This is a genomic window from Echinicola soli (assembly GCF_006575665.1).
Taxonomy (GTDB): Bacteria; Bacteroidota; Bacteroidia; order Cytophagales; family Cyclobacteriaceae; genus Echinicola; species Echinicola soli.
Genome location: NZ_CP041253.1, coordinates 4,670,594 through 4,689,156, shown reverse-complemented (window position 1 = coordinate 4,689,156; position 18,563 = coordinate 4,670,594). Strand labels below are relative to the sequence as shown.

Annotated in this window: 10 protein-coding genes; 6 read left to right on the top strand and 4 right to left on the bottom strand. The window is 44.9% G+C overall.

Annotated elements, in window-relative coordinates; translation table 11 throughout:
- Window positions 1-6: 6 nt before the first annotated feature.
- From FKX85_RS18335 to FKX85_RS18310, 6 genes are all read left to right on the top strand, one after another.
- A complete protein-coding gene (locus FKX85_RS18335) occupies window positions 7-1,635 on the top strand; it encodes a RagB/SusD family nutrient uptake outer membrane protein (RefSeq protein ID WP_141616115.1) in 1,629 nt (542 codons plus the stop codon).
- A gap of 543 nt (window positions 1,636-2,178) precedes the next feature.
- Window positions 2,179-4,473: a GH92 family glycosyl hydrolase gene (locus FKX85_RS18330; protein ID WP_141616114.1), complete on the top strand. Its 2,295-nt coding sequence runs from the start codon at window positions 2,179-2,181 to the stop codon at window positions 4,471-4,473.
- Window positions 4,474-4,505: 32 nt separating this feature from the next.
- Entirely contained in the window at window positions 4,506-5,405 is a 900-nt protein-coding gene (locus FKX85_RS18325) for an ROK family protein (protein WP_141616113.1), read from the top strand.
- A gap of 152 nt (window positions 5,406-5,557) precedes the next feature.
- Window positions 5,558-6,970 carry a sugar MFS transporter gene (locus tag FKX85_RS18320; RefSeq protein WP_141616112.1) on the top strand — a complete coding sequence of 471 codons (1,413 nt, stop codon included), beginning with the start codon at window positions 5,558-5,560 and terminating at the stop codon, window positions 6,968-6,970.
- 89 nt (window positions 6,971-7,059) lie between these two features.
- Window positions 7,060-9,366, top strand: a complete 2,307-nt coding sequence (locus tag FKX85_RS18315; protein WP_141616111.1) for a GH92 family glycosyl hydrolase — start codon at window positions 7,060-7,062, stop codon at window positions 9,364-9,366.
- A gap of 51 nt (window positions 9,367-9,417) precedes the next feature.
- Window positions 9,418-9,930, top strand: a complete 513-nt coding sequence (locus FKX85_RS18310) for a cupin domain-containing protein (RefSeq protein WP_015267655.1) — start codon at window positions 9,418-9,420, stop codon at window positions 9,928-9,930.
- 109 nt (window positions 9,931-10,039) lie between these two features.
- Here the strand turns inward: FKX85_RS18310 and FKX85_RS18305 are convergent, their stop codons facing one another.
- From FKX85_RS18305 to FKX85_RS18290, 4 genes are all read right to left on the bottom strand, one after another.
- Window positions 10,040-11,383 (bottom strand): vanadium-dependent haloperoxidase, encoded by a 1,344-nt coding sequence (locus FKX85_RS18305; protein WP_141616110.1) that lies wholly within the window; start codon window positions 11,381-11,383, stop codon window positions 10,040-10,042.
- 7 nt (window positions 11,384-11,390) lie between these two features.
- On the bottom strand, window positions 11,391-14,696 hold the full coding sequence (locus tag FKX85_RS18300; protein ID WP_141616109.1) for a VCBS repeat-containing protein: 3,306 nt from the start codon (window positions 14,694-14,696) through the stop codon (window positions 11,391-11,393).
- A 519-nt stretch (window positions 14,697-15,215) separates the two neighbouring features.
- Window positions 15,216-16,091, bottom strand: a complete 876-nt coding sequence (locus FKX85_RS18295) for an ROK family protein (RefSeq protein WP_141616108.1) — start codon at window positions 16,089-16,091, stop codon at window positions 15,216-15,218.
- A 90-nt stretch (window positions 16,092-16,181) separates the two neighbouring features.
- Window positions 16,182-18,509, bottom strand: coding sequence for a PIG-L family deacetylase (locus FKX85_RS18290; RefSeq protein WP_141616107.1), 2,328 nt, complete (start codon window positions 18,507-18,509; stop codon window positions 16,182-16,184).
- Window positions 18,510-18,563 lie beyond the last annotated feature (54 nt).

Below are 18,563 nucleotides of genomic sequence, written 5' to 3'. Positions count from 1 at the left end.
GAAATCATGAAAAAATACATCAATAAAATAGCAGCAATCCTTGCTCCGGCAGCGATATTGGGAACGGTATCCTGTATGGATTTGGATGAAACTGTTTACAATGAATTAACGAAAGATAGCTTTTATAGCAATAAAACAGAGGTGATGGAGGGCGTGCTTCGTCCGTTTACCCATATGCAGGCTTGGTTAGCTCCTACTGGACAGAGTGGATACTATTATCACGGTGAAATGGCCGCTGATCAAGTAGCCTGGCCCCAGAAAGGACGTCATGGATATGATGGAGGAGATCATATCCGGATGCATTACCACACCTGGACATCACAAGAGCCAAGATTGAGAGGTTCATGGGCATTGATGTGGGAAGGATTAGGCTATGTGAACTCAGTAATTGCTGATTTGGAAGAGCTCGATTTTGAAAGTATAGGAATGACGCTTGACGATAAGGCCACCATTTTAGCAGAGCTGAAGGTCATGCATGCTTATCATTATCTGAAAATAATGGATATGTGGGGTAATGTACCTATCGTAACCACAGTGGGAGAACCTTTAAACCCTCCATCGGCTACCAGACAAGAAGTCTTTGCTTTTGTGGAACAGGAGCTGCTGGATAATGTGGAACTGTTGCAACCGCTGTCCCAAAAAATGGTAGGCCGTGTGTCCAAGGCTGCAGGCTATACCATGCTTTCGGAGCTTTACCTGAATGCCGAAAAATGGACGGGCACTGCGATGTATGACAAGTGTATCGAATACAGTGATAAGGTAATCGACGGAGAAGGAGGGAGCCTTACCGGTACCATGGAATTGGATCCTGATATCCTTGGACCATTTAGTAATACCAACCATACTTCACCAGAAAATATCTTCCAGTTTGCATTTAGCAGAAAAGGCGGTTTTGAGTTTAACTGGGGAGGTTTTTACATCGGCTATAGCAATATGTCCGAAGTGTGGGATATTACTTTCAGTGGCTGGAATGCCTTCGTGGTGATTCCTTCTGCCTTTGATGCCTATCAGGAAAATGACCTGAGGAAACAAGAATGGTTCCTTTTTGGGACACAGTATAAATACGGTACCAACGAACCCGTACTGGGTACAGAGGAGTATGATGGGCAGCCGTTGGAATATGTAAATACCATCCGTAGAAATAGTGAAGGGGCTACTGGTGAAGGCAGCATGACCGAAGGAGAGGAAAACAGTGGCGCACGCTTCAATAAATACCGCGCAGGCACCAAGGATGATGAGAATTATTGGGAAAATGACTATATCATCTACCGACTGACGGAGTTGTACTTCAATAAAGCTGAGGCGATTATCCGCCAAAATGGAGGTGCCACTACACAAGAGGCAGTGGACTTGATCAATGCCAGTAGACAGCGAGCATTTACAGAGGCCGACTGGGCGGATGCGATGTACACGACTTCCACGTTGACCTTGGAGGAACTTCTTGCAGAGCGTGGCAGGGAGTTTATCTTCGAAGGTAAGAGAAGAACGGACCTGATCCGCTTTGGTGATTTTACACAGGCAAGCTGGTGGGATCATGAGGCTACTAACGACCCCAATAGGGAGTTGTTTCCAATTCCTCACGTCCAAACAGCACTTAATCCTAATCTAGAGCAAAATCCCGGTTATAACCAATAAGCCGCAAGGATAAAGTTCTAGGCAAATTATAGTTAAGCCACGGATTCACGGATAAAAGATGGACGTTGCCCAAAAAGCACCGCTGTCCATCGATCATCCGTGTATCTGTGGCTTTTATTGTCACTAAGGATCTGCCGGTAGTGGCCACGGATACCCGATTGGCTGTCACTGTTCGGGATTTGTCAGCCGTGGCAGATTCCTTTTTTGCAATCTTCCCAACCTGAGCATCTTCATCATGCATTTTCTTTTGGCTTTTTTACCTAGAAATGGAAATGAAAATATTTATCTATTCATAATTCTATTAATATTATACCCCAAAAGTTAATCAAAAAGAAAAACTAAAAGGGTTTAGCTTTTTAACGTTTAGGTAATATATTTGTAAAATCACTGGTGCCGAATGCGAAGTGTGAAAAAATCAAGTACTAGTGTCTCGTAGCAGAGGTGCTTATGATTGTGTGCTGGATTGAGCACTTTTGTGGCTAGGGAATGGACAGTTTGTTCCAGAGAATCAAATAACAAATAACTAAATAACCAATCACTAATATGAAGACATTTTTGACCAAGACCTTGGCAATGATGACGATGGCCGTAGCAGCTTATGGGCAGTCTGATCTTGTCGAGCAAGTGGACCATCCGGTGGACTATGCCAAGCCCTTGATGGGGACAGACTCAGACTACAGTTTATCCAATGGTAATGTATATCCAGCTATTGCCATGCCCTGGGGGATGAATTTCTGGACACCCCAAACGGGTAAAATGGGCGATGGATGGGCGTATATGTACGATGCCACCAAAATCAAAGGATTTAAACAAACCCACCAGCCATCTCCATGGATGAATGATTATGGACAATTTTCCATCATGCCGGTGACTGGCAAACCCAAATTTAAAGAAGAAGAGCGCCAAAGCTGGTTTTCCCATAAGGCCGAAACCGTCACGCCATACTATTACAGTGTTTACCTGGCCGATCATGATGTGACCACTGAGATCACGCCGACTGAAAGGGCTGCCCGTTTCAGGTTTACATTTCCGGAGACCGATGATGCTTTTGTGGTATTGGATGCTTTTGATAAGGGATCATATGTAAAGGTCCTTCCAGGAGAAAACAAAATTATCGGTTATACCACGCGAAATAGCGGCGGAGTACCAGATAATTTCCGCAATTATTTCGTGGTGGAATTTGATAAGGAATTCACCTTCACCAAGACCTTCAAGGACGGTAATCTCCAAGAGGCACTCGAAGCTGATGCAAATCACGCAGGAGCTGTTATCGGTTTTAAGACAGCAAAAGGGGAGGTCGTGAATGCCAAAGTAGCCTCATCTTTTATCAGCTATGAACAAGCAGCTATCAACCTGCAGGAAATCGGAAATCATGACTTTGATGCCTTAAAAGAGCTAGGAAGAAAAACCTGGGATGAGCAGCTTGGCCGCATCAAAGTTTCTGGAGGTACCCAAGATCAAATGGAGACTTTTTATTCTTGTCTTTACCGGTCTTTATTGTTTCCAAGAAAATTCTTTGAATACGATGCGGATGGTAATGTGGTCCACTACAGTCCCTACAATGGTGAAGTACTGCCAGGCTATATGTTTACTGACACGGGTTTTTGGGATACATTCCGGTCATTGTTTCCTTTCCTGAATTTGATGTATCCAGAGCTGAATGCCCAGATGCAGGAAGGCTTAGCGAATGCCTACAAGGAGAGTGGATGGCTGCCAGAGTGGGCCAGCCCTGGTCTGCGTAATGTCATGGTGGGCAATAATTCCGCTTCAGTAGTGGCAGATGCTTACCTGAAATACGAAGGAGATTACGATTATGATATCGAGACACTGTATGAAGCAGTGATCCATGGGGCCAATAATGCAGGGCCGTTGACTGCAGTAGGACGTGCTGGTGCTGAATATTACAAGGAATTGGGCTATGTGCCTTACGATGTTGGTATCAATGAAAATGCCGCAAGAACCCTGGAATATGCTTACGATGATTTTACCATCTACCAATTAGCAAAAGCCCTGGACAAGCCAAAAGAGGAAATCGAGCTGTACAAGCAAAGAAGTCTGAACTACAAAAAGCTGTATGACCCTGAAACTAAGCTGATGCGTGGTAAAAACAAGGATGGCGAATTTATGGCGCCTTTTAATCCTTTCAAATGGGGAGATGCCTTTACCGAAGGAAACAGCTGGCACTATACCTGGTCTGTTTTCCATGATATACAGGGCCTGATCGACCTCATGGGAGGAAAATCCGAATTTGTAGCACAATTGGATGAGGTTTTTTCCTTGCCGCCGGTGTTTGACGACAGCTATTATGGAGGTGTGATCCATGAGATCAGAGAGATGCAGATCGCAAACATGGGGCAATACGCCCATGGAAACCAACCCATTCAGCACATGATTTACCTTTATAATTATGCAGGAGAACCTTGGAAGACCCAGCATTGGGTGAGAGAGACGATGAACCGCATGTATATGCCTACACCTGACGGCTATTGTGGTGATGAAGATAATGGGCAGACTTCTGCCTGGTATGTGTTTTCAGCCATGGGCTTCTATCCCGTATGTCCAGGTACCGACCAATATGTTATTGGTGCGCCGCTCTTTAAGAAGGTTATCCTCTCGCTTCAGAATGGTAAAGAAGTGGTGATCAGTGCTCCTGAAAACAGTGCAGACAACCGGTATATTGATGGACTGAAGGTAAATGGCCAAAGCTATTCGAAAAACTGGCTAAGTCACAAGGAGCTGATGGAAGGTGCCCAGCTGGACTTCGATATGTCAGCTACTCCCAATAAAAAGCGAGGTACTAAAAAAGGAGACGTTCCTTTTTCACTCTCTAACGAATAAAAGGCAGATCAATACAAGAGCAACGATCACAGATGAATAAAAGAAATGTAGTAGGAGTAGATATCGGTGGGTCTCACATTACCGCAGGATTGGTGGACCTTGATACCAATGTGTTGGATGAGGCCTCTTTGGTAAGAAGGGAGGTGGATTCTTCCGGTAGTGCTGTCTCTATTATCGGTGAATGGAAAAAAGCCATAGAGGCCATTCCGGGATATTCACTCCAGCACCTAAAAATTGGTATCGCCATGCCGGGGCCTTTTGATTACCCAAATGGGATTTCACTGATCGAGCAGCAAGGGAAATACGCCTCCTTGTATGGCTTGGAAGTGAAAAAGATGCTTGCAGAAGCCTTGGGCTGTGATACGGAAAGCATTCACTTCGAAAATGACGCTGCTTGTTTTTTGCAGGGAGAAGTGGCCAGCGGCGCCGCTCGCTCATTTGACCATGCGATCGGCCTGACCCTTGGGACGGGACTGGGGAGTTCCCGGTATCATGGGGAATTTGCCGAAGATGCCGCCTTATGGTGCAGCCCATTTCAGGGAAGTATCGTGGAGGAGTATGTCTCCACAAGATGGTTCGTGGAAGCTTATCAGAAAAAAACCGGTAAGGAAATCGCCGAAGTCAGAGAGCTGACTTTGGAGGAAGAAAACAAAGCATATGCAGCCGATATTTTCAGGGAATTTGGTGAAAACCTGGCACGTTTTCTCATAGATTTTATAAAAAAAGAATCCCCCCAGGTCATTGTGCTTGGGGGAAATATTTCAAAAGCTGAGGAGCTTTTTCTGCCGATTGTGGAGGAGGAGCTTGACCGAGCTGGCCTGGCTACGCCTATTAGAATTACCGAACTGGGCGAGCAGGCGGCGTTGATAGGAGCTGCATGTAGCTGGAAAGTCCAAAAAGAAAATGGACATTCCAAGTCAAGAATAAAGTAGGGCTTCCTGTATGGAAAAATCAGTTGGTAGCTCGCAGTAGGCAGTGCCCTCATGTACTGCCTACTGCCCACCGCAGACTACCAAATGCCACCTGAAAACAACTATTAATCCTATAACTTAATTTACCGTTCAACTCAATAACTAATAAGCCCATGGCGTCAGTTAGCATTTCAAAAGAGACCGAAGATAACAACGTAGAATTTGATTCCGGTCAGAAATATTTGGGGCCATTGTTTTTGGTCACCATGCTGTTTTTTATGTGGGGATTTATCACCTGCATGAACGATATTTTGATTCCCCATTTACAGCAAGTATTCACGTTGCAAAACTGGCAGGCTATGCTGATCCAGACAGCTTTCTTTGGGGCTTACTTCTTTATTTCCCTAGGGTATTACTTGATTTCCATTACCAAAGGAGATCCGATTGGAAGGATAGGGTATAAGAACGGGATTATCCTTGGCTTGGTGATTTCTGCAGTGGGATGCCTGTTTTTTTATCCAGCAGCCAGTCTGGTGAGTTTTGGTTTTTTCCTGTTTGCCTTATTTGTGCTGGCATCTGGAATTACCATTTTGCAGATCGCTGCCAATCCATATGTGACCATTTTGGGGAAGCCTTCTGGTGCTTCCAGCCGATTGAATATGACACAGGCATTTAACTCACTGGGGACTACCATTGCCCCTTTGATCGGTGGTTACCTGATTTTTGGGACGATCGGGGAAGTGGAGATTAGCGCGGACTCGGTAAAAATGCCCTATGTGGCCTTGGCGCTTACCTTGTTGTTGATTGCCTTGATCTTTAAGCTATTTAAATTACCTGAAATCGGATCGCAAGGAGTAATCATCTCTGACAGTGGTGCTTTGAAGCATCGTCACCTGTTCTTGGGAATAGGGGCTATTTTTGCCTATGTAGGTGGAGAAGTAACGGTGGGAAGTAATTTGATAAACTTTGCACGACTGCCAGAAATTGCAGGATTGGACGAAGCAGAAGCTAGCCATTACTTGGCCCTTTTCTGGGGAGGTGCCATGGTGGGGCGTTTCTTTGGCGCGGTGGCCTTGGCAGATTTTAAGAACAACCTAAACCGTTTTCTGATCATTGGAGCGATCACGGCGATTTCTTATGTCTCCATTCATTATGTTTATGGAGGTGAGATGGCACTTTATGCCTTGGCCTTTATCGGATTGAATATTTTGGTGATCATCATTGGCCAATTCATCCCTAACCGCACCCTTTGGCTTTTTGGCATTACGGGAATTGCGTTGCTGATCATTGGCTTGCTGACCTCCGGCCAATTAGCCCTGTGGTCGATCGTAGCCTTGGGATTATTCAATTCCATCATGTTTCCGACTATCTTCTCACTGGCCATCAAGGGACTGGGGAAATATACCGCACAGGCATCTTCATTGCTCGTGATGGCGATTGTAGGTGGGGCAATAGTACCGTTATTGCAAGGATTGATGGCCGATTTGACAGGAAGTGTACAGCTTTCTTTTCTGGTTCCTTTGGTCTGTTATCTTTATATTGTTTTTTATGGCGTAAGTGGCTATAAAATGAAGGAAGAGCATTAATTAATTTCCCCAAGCCTTTGGAGGGATCCCTGTTCACACTAAAAATGCCTCCAAGGATGGGAAAGGATCAAAAATAGAATAACAACCCAATGAAAAAAATACTGTTTACAGGCCTTATGGTTCTTTCGGCCTTGGGCATCCAGGCTCAAGAGGATCTCGCCCAGTATGTGGATCCAATGATCGGAACGGCCAAAATGGGACATACCTATCCAGGAGCCACGGTTCCGTTTGGCAGTGTCCAGCTGAGCCCTGATACGGATACGATTCCTTACGAAGTAAATGGTCGGTATAATCCGGAAGTTTATCGATATTGTGCCGGCTACCAATATGATGATGCCACGATTGTTGGTTTTAGCCATACCCATTTTAGTGGTACAGGGCACTCTGATTTGGGCGACTTTTTGGTGATGCCCACCAGTGGTCCCTTACAGCTCAATCCAGGAACAGCGATGGATCCTGATTCAGGTTATCGCTCCCGGTTTTCTCATGACCGGGAAAATGCTTCTCCTGCTTATTACCAGGTGGAATTGGATGATTATGACATCAATGCAGAATTGACAGCCACCACAAGGGTAGGCGTACACCGCTATACATTTTCTGAAGGCGAAGATGCCCATGTGATCCTGGACCTGATGTCCGGTATTTACAATTACGATGATAAGAATGTCTGGACTTTTATGCGGGTAGAAAATGATACCCTTGTTACCGGTTTTCGTGAAACCACAGGTTGGGCCAGGACGAGGAAGGTGTTTTTTGCCCTTTCTTTTGACAAACCCATTGCCCACTACGGCAATCGGAAATATGATGAAAAACAGGCTTATAGAGGTTTTTGGGGACGATTTAATGAATCCGAGAATTTTCCTGAAATCGCTGGAAGGAAGATCAGGGCTTATTTTGATTTTGACCTAAAAGATGGTGATGAGCTGATCGCCAAGTTGGCCATTTCACCGGTAAGTACGGAAGGAGCTATCAGAAATATGCAGGAAGAGACCCCAGGATGGGACTTTGATGCCATTCGTCAAGCAGGTGTCGACCGCTGGAACAAGGAACTGAACAAGGTGCAGGTCAGTACCATCCGTGATTCGGATAAGGTGAATTTCTACACGGCAATGTACCATGCCTTTTTAGGACCAACGGTCTATGGTGATGTGGACGGCAGATACCGCGGTTTGGATATGAATATCCACCAAGCTGATGGCTTTACCAACTATACCAGCTTTTCCCTCTGGGATACTTATCGGGCACTGCATCCACTTTTCAATGTGCTGCAGCCAGCTCGAAACCGTGATATGGTAAAATCGATGTTGGCACATTTTGACCAAAGTGTCCATCCGATGTTGCCGATTTGGTCCCATTATGCCAATGAAAACTGGTGTATGATCGGGTACCACAGTGCTTCGGTCATCGCCGATGCTGTGGTCAAAGGAACGGTGACATCAGATTTGGACCACGCCCTCAATGCTGCGGTGACCACCGCTAAGACAGCTTATTTTGATGGCATCGGATCTTATATGGAGATGGGCTACGTGCCCGAAGATGTCAGTGGAGCTTCTGTTTCCAAAACCCTGGAATATGCCTATGACGATTGGGCGATTGCCCAGATGGCTTCAGCAATAGGGAAGGAAGAAATTGCCCGGGAATTTACGGGGCGTGCAGGAAATTACAAAAATGTATTTGATAGCCAATCTGGGTTTATGCGCCCCAAGCTAAAGGATGGTAGCTGGAAGCGAGGTTTTGATCCGCTTGATACCCATGGACAGGGCTTTATCGAAGGCAATGCCTGGAACTACAGCTTGTATGTTCCCCATGCTCCGGAGCAAATGATCGGTATGATGGGAGGGGATGTCCGGTTTGTGGAGCATTTGGATTCCTTGTTCAGCATGGATTTACCGGACAGGTACTTTGCTAATACAGAAGACATTTCGCGCGAGGGGATTATCGGAAATTATGTACATGGCAACGAGCCTTCCCACCATGTGGTCTACCTTTACAATTGGACGGATCAGCCGTGGAAGTCCCAGGACAAAATTCGCATGATCCTCAGGGCTATGTACCAGACCGGTGCCGACGGCCTCGGTGGAAACGATGACTTTGGCCAGATGAGTGCTTGGTACCTGTTCAGTGCATTGGGCTTTTATCCAGTGGCACCAGGATCAGTGGAGTATGCCTTGGGTAGTCCTCTCGTGGAGGAAGCGACGATTAATCTGGAAAATGGCAACACATTTACCGTAGAGGCCCAAAATCAAACGGACGAAAACGTGTATGTAAGCAAGGTACTCCTTAATGGAGAATTGTTGAGTGAGCCGTTTATCCAACATGCCGATATCATGAAAGGGGGCAAATTGACATTTATTATGAAGAGAAGGCCGAATAAAAAGATTTTTTCCAAGGATTAATCTTTAGCAATTCCTAATTTTAAGAGTGAATCTATTAAACCGTAGAACAATATGAAGATAGAAAAGAGTGCTTCAAAGGAAGCTATTTTTAAGCAGATCAAAGACTGGTTGGATTTTAACGGATATGAAGTAGCCGCAGAGGATAGAGAAAGACCTTGGGGCGGTTTTTTTGTAATTGAGGAAAGCCAGATCGCTAAATTCAGGTCACAGTTTTTTGCCAGTGTGGAGTTTTCAGAAGAGCAGCTTAAGCAAAAGCTAAGTCCAAAGATCTTGATCGTAGGTCCTGAGAAACGACTCTCGTGGCAATATCACCACAGAAGAGCCGAGATATGGAAACTGGTAGGTGGAGAAGGCGGGATCGTGACCAGCCCGACAGACGAAGAAGGTGAATTGCAGCCATTGGTGCTGGGAGAAGTAGTGGAGCTTGCCAAAGGCGAAAGGCACCGTTTGGTGGGCATGGACAATTGGGGCGTAGTGGCCGAAATCTGGATGCACACAGATCCTTCCAATCCATCCAATGAAGAAGATATTGTCCGCGTTCAAGATGATTTTCAGCGGAAGTAATGCTTATAATTGTAGATAGAAGACATTAGATTAGATTGATTTAGCGAAAGAACCTCTTCATACAGACTTGAAGAGGTTCTTCTTTTTTTACACTTTTTATTTCCACTAATCATTCAACTACCAAATTCTCGTCTTCTACTTTACCAATAATATACCTCCCGATTTTGGCACCTTGTTCTACCCCCACTTCGATGGCATCACGGTAATGAATTCCACCATAGAGCCTGGAAATGGCCGCCTCATCGGAGGCTTGGAGAAAGGATTTAAATTTCCTCGGGGGTAAGCCAAAATATTCTTCAGACGTGTCCGTGTAAGCAAAATTATCTCCAAAATAGTAGGTGAGGAGGGTAGCACTTGTTCTGGAGATCACGCTATGTCCGCTGGTATATTCAGGGAATGGAGGCGTCTGGAGTATAGGTCGCCATTTTTGGTCGATGTGCCGATTGATGACCGTTTCCGGTCTAATCCTGTCGGAGTCATACTTTTCTTCCCAGCAACTGATAAAGGCATCATGTAGCCCAGTGGAAAGGAGTGTATGCACTTCAACGGCCTCAGCAAAGGTGATGTCGGCCTTCTGACAGGCGATTCCGGCGATATTTACCCAATGGCCACCTGGACTGATTTTTTTTAGCCCGATGGCCATGTGGCCACTATAGGAAACCATAAAGGGATTGCAGTCCCAAAAGTTGGCTATCAATCGCTTTTCTTTGTTTAGCACCTTGGTAGTGTCATAGACTTCTTTGGTCAACTTGTAAAAAACACTGGTGCTGTCCACGGAGAATGGAGCAGGAGAAGCAGGTTTAAACTGTTTTAAATTAGAAAGGTAAAAAGGGCGAATGGTCTTCCATTCGGGATCGATGGCTCCAAGGTAAGCAGGAGGGGTAGGGTACCATGTTCCCGGCTCCTTGGAAGGCGAATAGCGTGGCAAGGCGCTGAGTTTGCCATAGCCGTCATTTTTACTGTAGGCCAATACCTGCTTGGCAATGCTGTCTGCGTATGCAATACTGTTTTGAAGCTTTTTGGCAGAGATCCACTTGTTGGTTTTGTAGCGGCCAATGAACTTATGTTGTGCGGAATTTAAGGTGACCCCGGAGGGCATTATCCCTTTGCCCACGCTGAGCAGACAATAAATGGCTGCAAAAGTACTGTCTATTTCTGCAGCTGCTGGATATTGAATGTTTAATGGAGCAATAAAATCCTGCTGAAGTGATTGCTCAATACGAACCGGCTGATTCAATGCCGTATATGCACCTAATGTGATGTAGGCGTAGAATCGTGCCGCACCTGTGGGAGAAGTTACATCAGAAACCATGATTTTAGTGGTTTCAAACAGATTGTCCACATATAGGTTGACCTTTTGCTGCTGGGTCTGTCCCCATCCACTGGTAGGGAGCTGGAATAGAAGCAGTCCCAATAGTAGTGCATAGCAAGCAGGAGGAGTGTACTTTTTCATAATGGGATTACTTTACTTTTTTGTAGGCAATGACGCCTTGGTTATTCAGGCCAAAGAGGAGAAATTGACCTTGGGGCAAGGTAAGGGGAAGGATGGACTTTATATCGCCTTTGATGGCAAGTCCGGACTTGTTTTGGGGGATATAGCTGAAATGTCCATTGCCATCACCCAGAAATACCTGCCCGAAGTTCGCGTCCATGACACCAATGCGCAGTCGCGTATGCGTCTGGTTTCCGCCAAGGATCACATCCAAGGTGCCATCATCATCAAAGTCCATTACTTCGATGCTGTATACAGGAGCAAACTGCGCTTCAATTGGTAGGGAATGGACCGAGAATGCATTGCCAGTGTTTTCAAGGTATAGTGTCCGGAGTTCATTAACAGTGAGTTTTTCGGCAGTATCTAGTTGTTCTTGTGTCAAAATGTCCTCAATTTTCGCCTGCGAGTAGGTTTCATAATCGGTAAACTTACTCCGCATGCCATATAGCTGGTCCAGCAGCTCGTCACGGCTGGCAAAAGGATACGCTTCACCCTGCACATACCTCACCATCAGCGGATCTACGGATCCATTTTTGTCAAAGTCTCCGTAATACAAAGTCATGGGCTGTTCCTTGGAAGCTTTTAATTGTGAATTAAGCCCATAATTTCCCAAGATCAAATCATCGTCTCCATCTCCATCAAAATCCCCTTTTGCCAAGCTGCTCCAGAGTCCATGAGGGGATTCAGGCAGCCATAGGGAAGTCTGATTGACCAGTTGTTGGCCATTTTGATTGATGTACACCTGAAATGGCAAACATTCTCCCACGATGATGAGATCACTAAAATGGTCACCGTTAATGTCGGTCCATGTGGCATCAGTCACCATACCTACGTTGCGCAGGTCTGGTGCAAGGGCGGTGGTGGCTTCCTTGTATTTTCCTGTACCATCATTCATCAGAAGGTAGCTTTCAGGAGTTTCCGGGTATTTTCCCGGTACAATTCGTCCTCCTACAAAGAGATCAGGAAATCCGTCCTGATTGATGTCAGCACTCCTGACCACGGCGGTACTGGTGAGCATTGCTGGCAGTGCTTCTTTATTTTTGATCAGTTTTCCTGTACCATCATTAAGGTAAAGGCGGTCTTGCAGGGCTTCATCGTTTGCCGTATAGTTATGATAGCCACCACTGGCCACATACAGATCGGGATGACCGTCCTGGTTGGCGTCCAGAAAGATAGCGTCTGCGTCTGTGAATTCATCGCTTGGTAGGATGTCTGTCGTTGGTGAAAGTCCTCCAGAAGTATCGGTTTTAAATAGCCTTCCGGGATTACCTTTTGTGCCCCCAATGTATAATAGTATACTGCCGTCCGAGGTAGTGGTGGAGGCGAGTTTAGGGCCTAGGTGGCTGGGCATTTCTGTTAAAAGCGGCTGTCGCTTAAAGTCATTATACCCTTTTTCCTTATGGTCATATTGGACAGGAGAGGGAGCCAATTGGTAGTAGGCAGTTTGAACGCGTGGGTTATCAGTACTTTCCAGCGCAGAAGCTTGGGATTCGTCCAGGGCTATGGTTTGGTCGGGGGAAATGCCTTGGAGGAGTTGTGTTTTCCCCGAAGGCCATATAACCCGCAAGGAATCCACTTTTTCAATAGTTCCCAATCCAAAATGCAACGTATAGCTGATGGAAGACTGAAAGCCTCTTGTGGGCATTTGCTCGAGCATTAGCGTGCGGTTGTTAGCATATAATGTCACTTGGCTACCGATGCCAAAGGTGTTTCCGGCTTCTCCCTTCAGTGTTACTTTCAGGAAATTTCCTTTGGTACCTGAAGTGGAGGTGTTTTGGTAAACGGAGGCAAAGTCGTTAAGATTATTCACTACCAAGTCCAGCAATCCATCATTGTCCAGATCTGTATAGGCAGCTCCATTGGAGAAACCACGCTTGGCCAGATTCCATTGTTCGGAGACGTCCCTGAAGGTCAGGTCACCATTGTTTTGAAATGCATAGTTGGGGATGGGAGTGGAGGTCATGGAAGTGACCAGTTCCAAGGTGTCTGCTTTTTCACGATTGATGGCCTTTTGGAAATAATAGTCCCCTTTATATTTCAGGAAATCACGGTTGGTATAATCCCTGTAGTAGCCATTGGTCACGTAGAGATCCTTGTATCCATCATTATTGGCATCAAAAAAAAGGGAAGACCAGCTCCAGTCTGTATTGGAGATGCCCGCCAGCTGGCCAATTTCACTGAATGTGTCGTTGCCGTTATTGACTTGGAGCATGTTCCGCATGTTTTGGTGGTGAAACCCTTCTGCCAGCATCAGGCCATAATGTTCGTAATTCTCAGGACCATAGAGTAATTTCTGGCGCTTATTGTCTTCAGGGAGCATGTCCAAGGTAAAGATATCCTTCATGCCGTCATTGTTGATGTCGGCGATGTCCAGTCCCATGCTGAAATGACTGATGTGCTGTAGCTTTTCCACCAGCTTTTCTGAAAAGGTGCCGTCTTGATTGTTGATATAAAGATAATCATGCTCTACATAGTCGTTTGAAATGTACAGGTCAGGCCAGCCGTCCTCGTTGATGTCAGAGGAAATAATTCCCAGCCCAAAACCAAGGGCGTTTCCGATGATGCCTGCTGCTTCACTAATGTCCGTAAAAGTACCATTATCATTTCTATAAAGCCGGTCTCCTGCAGTGGGGTGGCGGTCGGTTTTGGCAGCAGCAAATTCCAGTTCATGAATTACTTCGATATTGTGGTTTAGCAAAAACATGTCGAGATCGCCATCTTTGTCAAAATCAAAAAAGAGTGCCTGTGTACTGTTTGAAGAAGCATCTAAGCCATATTTTGCTGCGCTTTCCGAAAAGCTGAGATCACCATTATTGATATAAAGCTCATTTTTTCGGCTTTCGGTATCCCCATCACCAGAATAGCAGACGTAAATGTCCAAGTGTCCATCAGCATTGATATCAGCCATGGTGACACCAGTGGTCCAGCCGCCTTTTCCTTTTATACCTGCTTTTTTGCTAATGTCCTTAAATTTGAAATCACCTTGGTTGTGGTAAAGTGCGTTTTCTACCATATTTCCTGTCAAGAAAATATCGTCAAGCCCGTCATTATCGATATCCCCAGCAGCGACACCGCCGCCATTGTAAAAATATTCATACGTCAGGATGTTGTGGTTTTCGTCTTCTTTGATTTGATTTTTGAACGTTACACCACTCTTTTTTGGCTTTTTTTCTTGATAGGTAATAGTCTGAGCGACTTCTTGTGCCCGGCTGGTTTGTCCTAAAGAAGATAAGTTTATTGATATTACTGCTATTGTAAAGTATTTTACAAACATTTTTATATTAAGTGAGTAAATAATGGTGTGAATTAAGTATACATAATATAAAAGGATAATTTGTTTTTTCAATGGTTTGGAAGGCTTAAAATAAGTTACGTTGCTAAACAAAAATATTAACAGCTTTATCCAGGTAGTGAGGAGTTTGCAATTCCTAATGTGATGATACGGAACCGTGCCAGTAATCAAATTATTTTGAAGAAAGACTACGAATTTTTCTATTAATCATTGATTGATATAAGGCAGTTTGCTGAATATTCTTTAATTGGCGGAAAGCAGATAATCATAATATCCAAAAATGGACACTCAGAAAACATTGTAAGGAGAAAGGATCTGAGGAGATAAAAAGTCGAAAAAAAAAAAGGAAGCAATTCCTTTTAAGAGATAAAGCTGTCCCATAAATCAATTTTCACCTTACCCAGAGGAGGCCTTCTATGGTGTGTTATCCCATCAGGAATGCATCCTTCGCAGTGGCAGCTCAATTTGCGGGCATTGATAATGGACTATGAGACAGCTTTTTTATTTGGCTACGTTGGCGACATGGGCTTCTGCTTCTGTCAACAGGGCAGCGGCTCCCATAATGGCCGAATCATTAAATGATGAAGTGTAAATGGTCAGGTTGTCACTAATGGAGGAATAAGGGAAAGTCCTCACTGTTTCCTCTAATCCTTTGGAGAAATAAGGGAATGCTTTCCTAATGGATCCCCCAATGACGATTGCCTCTGGGGCATAGGTAAACAATATGTACTTGATTAGGTTTCCGATATGTGTGCCGTATTCATAAAACAGATCTAAAGCTTCCTGATCCCCTTCTGCAGCTTTTGCAGCAAGTTTTTTTGCAGTAGTATGATGGAGATTTCGGAAAAACTTACTGCTGCAATAGTTCTCAAAATTGCTGTCACGGTAAGGTACACCACCCCATTCACCAGCTCCGCATAGAAATCCTGGATAAAGCTCTCCATTGGTGATGACACCGGTGCCGATCCCTGTCCCCAATGTGATTCCCACAATGTGCCGATGCTTATTGGCACCACCAAACTTATATTCGCCAAGGGCAAAACAGTTCGCGTCATTATTAATATGCACTGGCTTTTCCAGTGCTTTTTCCAAGTAATCTTTCAAGGCGACTTTATTGAAAGCAGGAATATTTTCTAGGTTATAAACGATCCCCTTTTCAGCATCCACTAAGCCGGGAATACCTATACCTATTCCATCTATCTCATGGGAAAAGTAGGAAGCGATAAAGTCAGCGATGGTCGATAATATTACTTCTTGGGGTTCTTGTGAAGGTGTGGGAATTTCCCGTTTTTCGATCAGTTCCCCATCTTTCATAATACCGGCATTAATAGATGTCCCTCCAATATCAAGTCCTAGAATCAGCCGATTTTTTTTCATGTATTTACGTTTAAAAACCAAAGATATCCGAAGGCAGTTACGCCCTCGGATACCTTAATAATTATCAGGCGTAAGGTTTAAAGCCTGAGATTAGATCATCCCTTCAATTGATTTTTCTAACTCTCTTGCGTGGGCAATGAATTCCTCAACATTCATGTCCTTGAAGAAAATCAAGCCGTGGCTAGCCCTTACCTTAGCCATATCGTGTTGGTAGAAATAGTCTTTTCCGAGCAATAGCTGCACGTCGTTCAGCTGGTTTACCCAAGTGCGTTTGGCAATGGTACTGAATTTACCATTGTGAGCGTAGCTAGGGAAAGATGCATTTACTTGGCTGAGATAGCAGTTGGCGAATGAGTCTTCCATCACTGAAAGATCTCCCAAAGAAACCGGTACGATGACATTGGATTCCGCTGCTTCAAACTTAAACCATACGTTTCTGTAACCGATGATTCGCAGATCGCTCAGATCTTTTTCTTTGCTCCACTGTCTTACCGCTTCGGCAGTGGCCTGCAGTACTTTGTAGTGTGTGTCAGGCCCACTTCCTTCCGGATCCAGCGTCAAGCTGATTTTGGTAGGGTTGATCTTGCGGAACATCTCTACGATAGGTTCCACATCACGCTTTTTGTCTGGCTGCTCAGTGAAGATGTCTCCTGTATAAAACCCAAGTCTCAGGTGATGTACATTTCTTACTTTCACACCAAAGTGCGCCCAAACCAATTCCTCTTCAAACTCACGGATCATGCCTTTCAGCTTCTGGATTTTTGGTGGGTTTTTCTCTCCGTCGTAAGAGTTTTTAAGAATACTGATCACATCATTGATGGTCTCACGAAGCTTTTGGTTATTTTTAACATCAAATACTTCCACCACGGCCCTTACCACTCTGTGGCAAAGCCCTCTTTTTTGCTGTTCAGGATCTTCTGAAGCGACATTGGTCAGGTAGTGGTACACATCCTTGTCCATTTTCAGCTTGTATCCTGTCTGGAAGAAGTCCTCATAATTGACCATTTGGATTTGGTCTTCGTCCAGCAGCTTCTTGGTATACAGCAACGTGTCGATCACAAACGTGTTGGTCACCGCTGTAAAGCCAGAAGTCAATACAGAGAAATGGGCTTCGTTGGTTTTTTCGCTCAGTTGGTTGGTGATATGAGGCAAAATCCCCAGGGAGATGTCATCATGGTGCGGTCCTGTATGAAGCAGCACTTCATTTTCTTCCTTCTCAATTCCCCTGTTCAGCTTATCGATGGTGCTTTGGATTACCGAAGCCACTGTCTTTTCTGAAAGGTTAGGAATAAGGGACGTATAAGGATCGTTTTTCAGGTCTTCCAATTTCAGTCTACTGGCATACTTGCCCAGTTTCTTACATAGCTCAAGGATGGACTTCTCAGTCTTGGCCTGTGTCCATTCGCCTGTCTTATAGTAACTGTTTATGCTATCCGTAAGCTTGGAAGCCCCTCCTTTGGTCAGGTAGAACCTACCATTTTTTAATTTTTGGAGTACCGTGGCCGGATGAATATTGGTCAGGTCTGTCTCCAGTGAGTCTTTTACGATTTGTGCTTTGGCTTCACCGGCGGCGATGATGATGCCTACTGCTTCAGGATTGTAGACGATGGTGTCTAGTCCAATGGTGATGACCAGTCGGTTTGCAGATACTTCTATGCCCCCAAGGTCACCGGCGGCTACAGCTTGGGTTTCAAAGTTGGTTTCTGTCAGCCTTGTGGTGGAGAAAATGTCAGATCCCCTGGTGTTAAAGGCGATGTGTCCATCAGGGCCAATACCGCCCAAGAAGAAACCGATCCCGCCTTTTTCTCTGATTTTTTGCTCGTATTCACCGCACCATTTGTCGATCAGGAAGATAGACTCCTGCTGCAATTTTTCTTGTTTGTTAGTAGCTTCTCTAAACCTTAGCGAAAGGTCTACTTTCAGGTCTGGGAATACGTCAGAAAAGTGCTTGCCCTCAGCCAATGGAATGTCATCGGAATTGATCAATAATGCTTTTTCTGGATCCAGTCCAAACCCATCAATGTAAAATTTATTTACATAATGGTAGAAACTATTGTGCTGGGAAGAAGAGATAGGGTAAAACTCATCGATCTGGACAAAATGCAGGTCCTTAAGCACCGGCTTTTTGAGGTCGCTCATCCCATACTGTTCGCGAATTTGCTTGCCTTTTTTGCTATCCCAATTCTCAAGCAGAAATTGGGTCCATTTGATGAAAAACTCAGGAGTTTTGCCAGTTGGTAAGCTGATCACTCCATTAGGATTGTGGGCAGCCCATTCCAGGAACCTACATGCCGTCAATAACCCAAGCTTGGGGAAATTGTCTACAGTCAGGTAAGGGATTTTTGTGGTGATCTCCTTCACTCCTGACTCTTTTAAGAAACATTCTTCTACTTCCGATAAAGGATAGTTGCTTAGCATATTAAAGTTGTTTTTTATGTTAATGCTATGTTCAAAATGATCTCAGGCATGCAG

What these genes read in the sequence shown, in the direction of transcription:
- FKX85_RS18310 (WP_015267655.1), top strand. Translation starts at nt 9,418, where the DNA reads ATGAAGATAGAAAAGAGTGCTTCAAAGGAAGCTATTTTTAAGCAGATC.
- FKX85_RS18325 (WP_141616113.1), top strand. Translation starts at nt 4,506, where the DNA reads ATGAATAAAAGAAATGTAGTAGGAGTAGATATCGGTGGGTCTCACATT.
- FKX85_RS18335 (WP_141616115.1), top strand. Translation starts at nt 7, where the DNA reads ATGAAAAAATACATCAATAAAATAGCAGCAATCCTTGCTCCGGCAGCG.
- FKX85_RS18300 (WP_141616109.1), bottom strand. Translation starts at nt 14,696, where the DNA reads ATGTTTGTAAAATACTTTACAATAGCAGTAATATCAATAAACTTATCT.
- FKX85_RS18295 (WP_141616108.1), bottom strand. Translation starts at nt 16,091, where the DNA reads ATGAAAAAAAATCGGCTGATTCTAGGACTTGATATTGGAGGGACATCT.
- FKX85_RS18315 (WP_141616111.1), top strand. Translation starts at nt 7,060, where the DNA reads ATGAAAAAAATACTGTTTACAGGCCTTATGGTTCTTTCGGCCTTGGGC.
- FKX85_RS18305 (WP_141616110.1), bottom strand. Translation starts at nt 11,383, where the DNA reads ATGAAAAAGTACACTCCTCCTGCTTGCTATGCACTACTATTGGGACTG.
- FKX85_RS18330 (WP_141616114.1), top strand. Translation starts at nt 2,179, where the DNA reads ATGAAGACATTTTTGACCAAGACCTTGGCAATGATGACGATGGCCGTA.
- FKX85_RS18320 (WP_141616112.1), top strand. Translation starts at nt 5,558, where the DNA reads ATGGCGTCAGTTAGCATTTCAAAAGAGACCGAAGATAACAACGTAGAA.
- FKX85_RS18290 (WP_141616107.1), bottom strand. Translation starts at nt 18,509, where the DNA reads ATGCTAAGCAACTATCCTTTATCGGAAGTAGAAGAATGTTTCTTAAAA.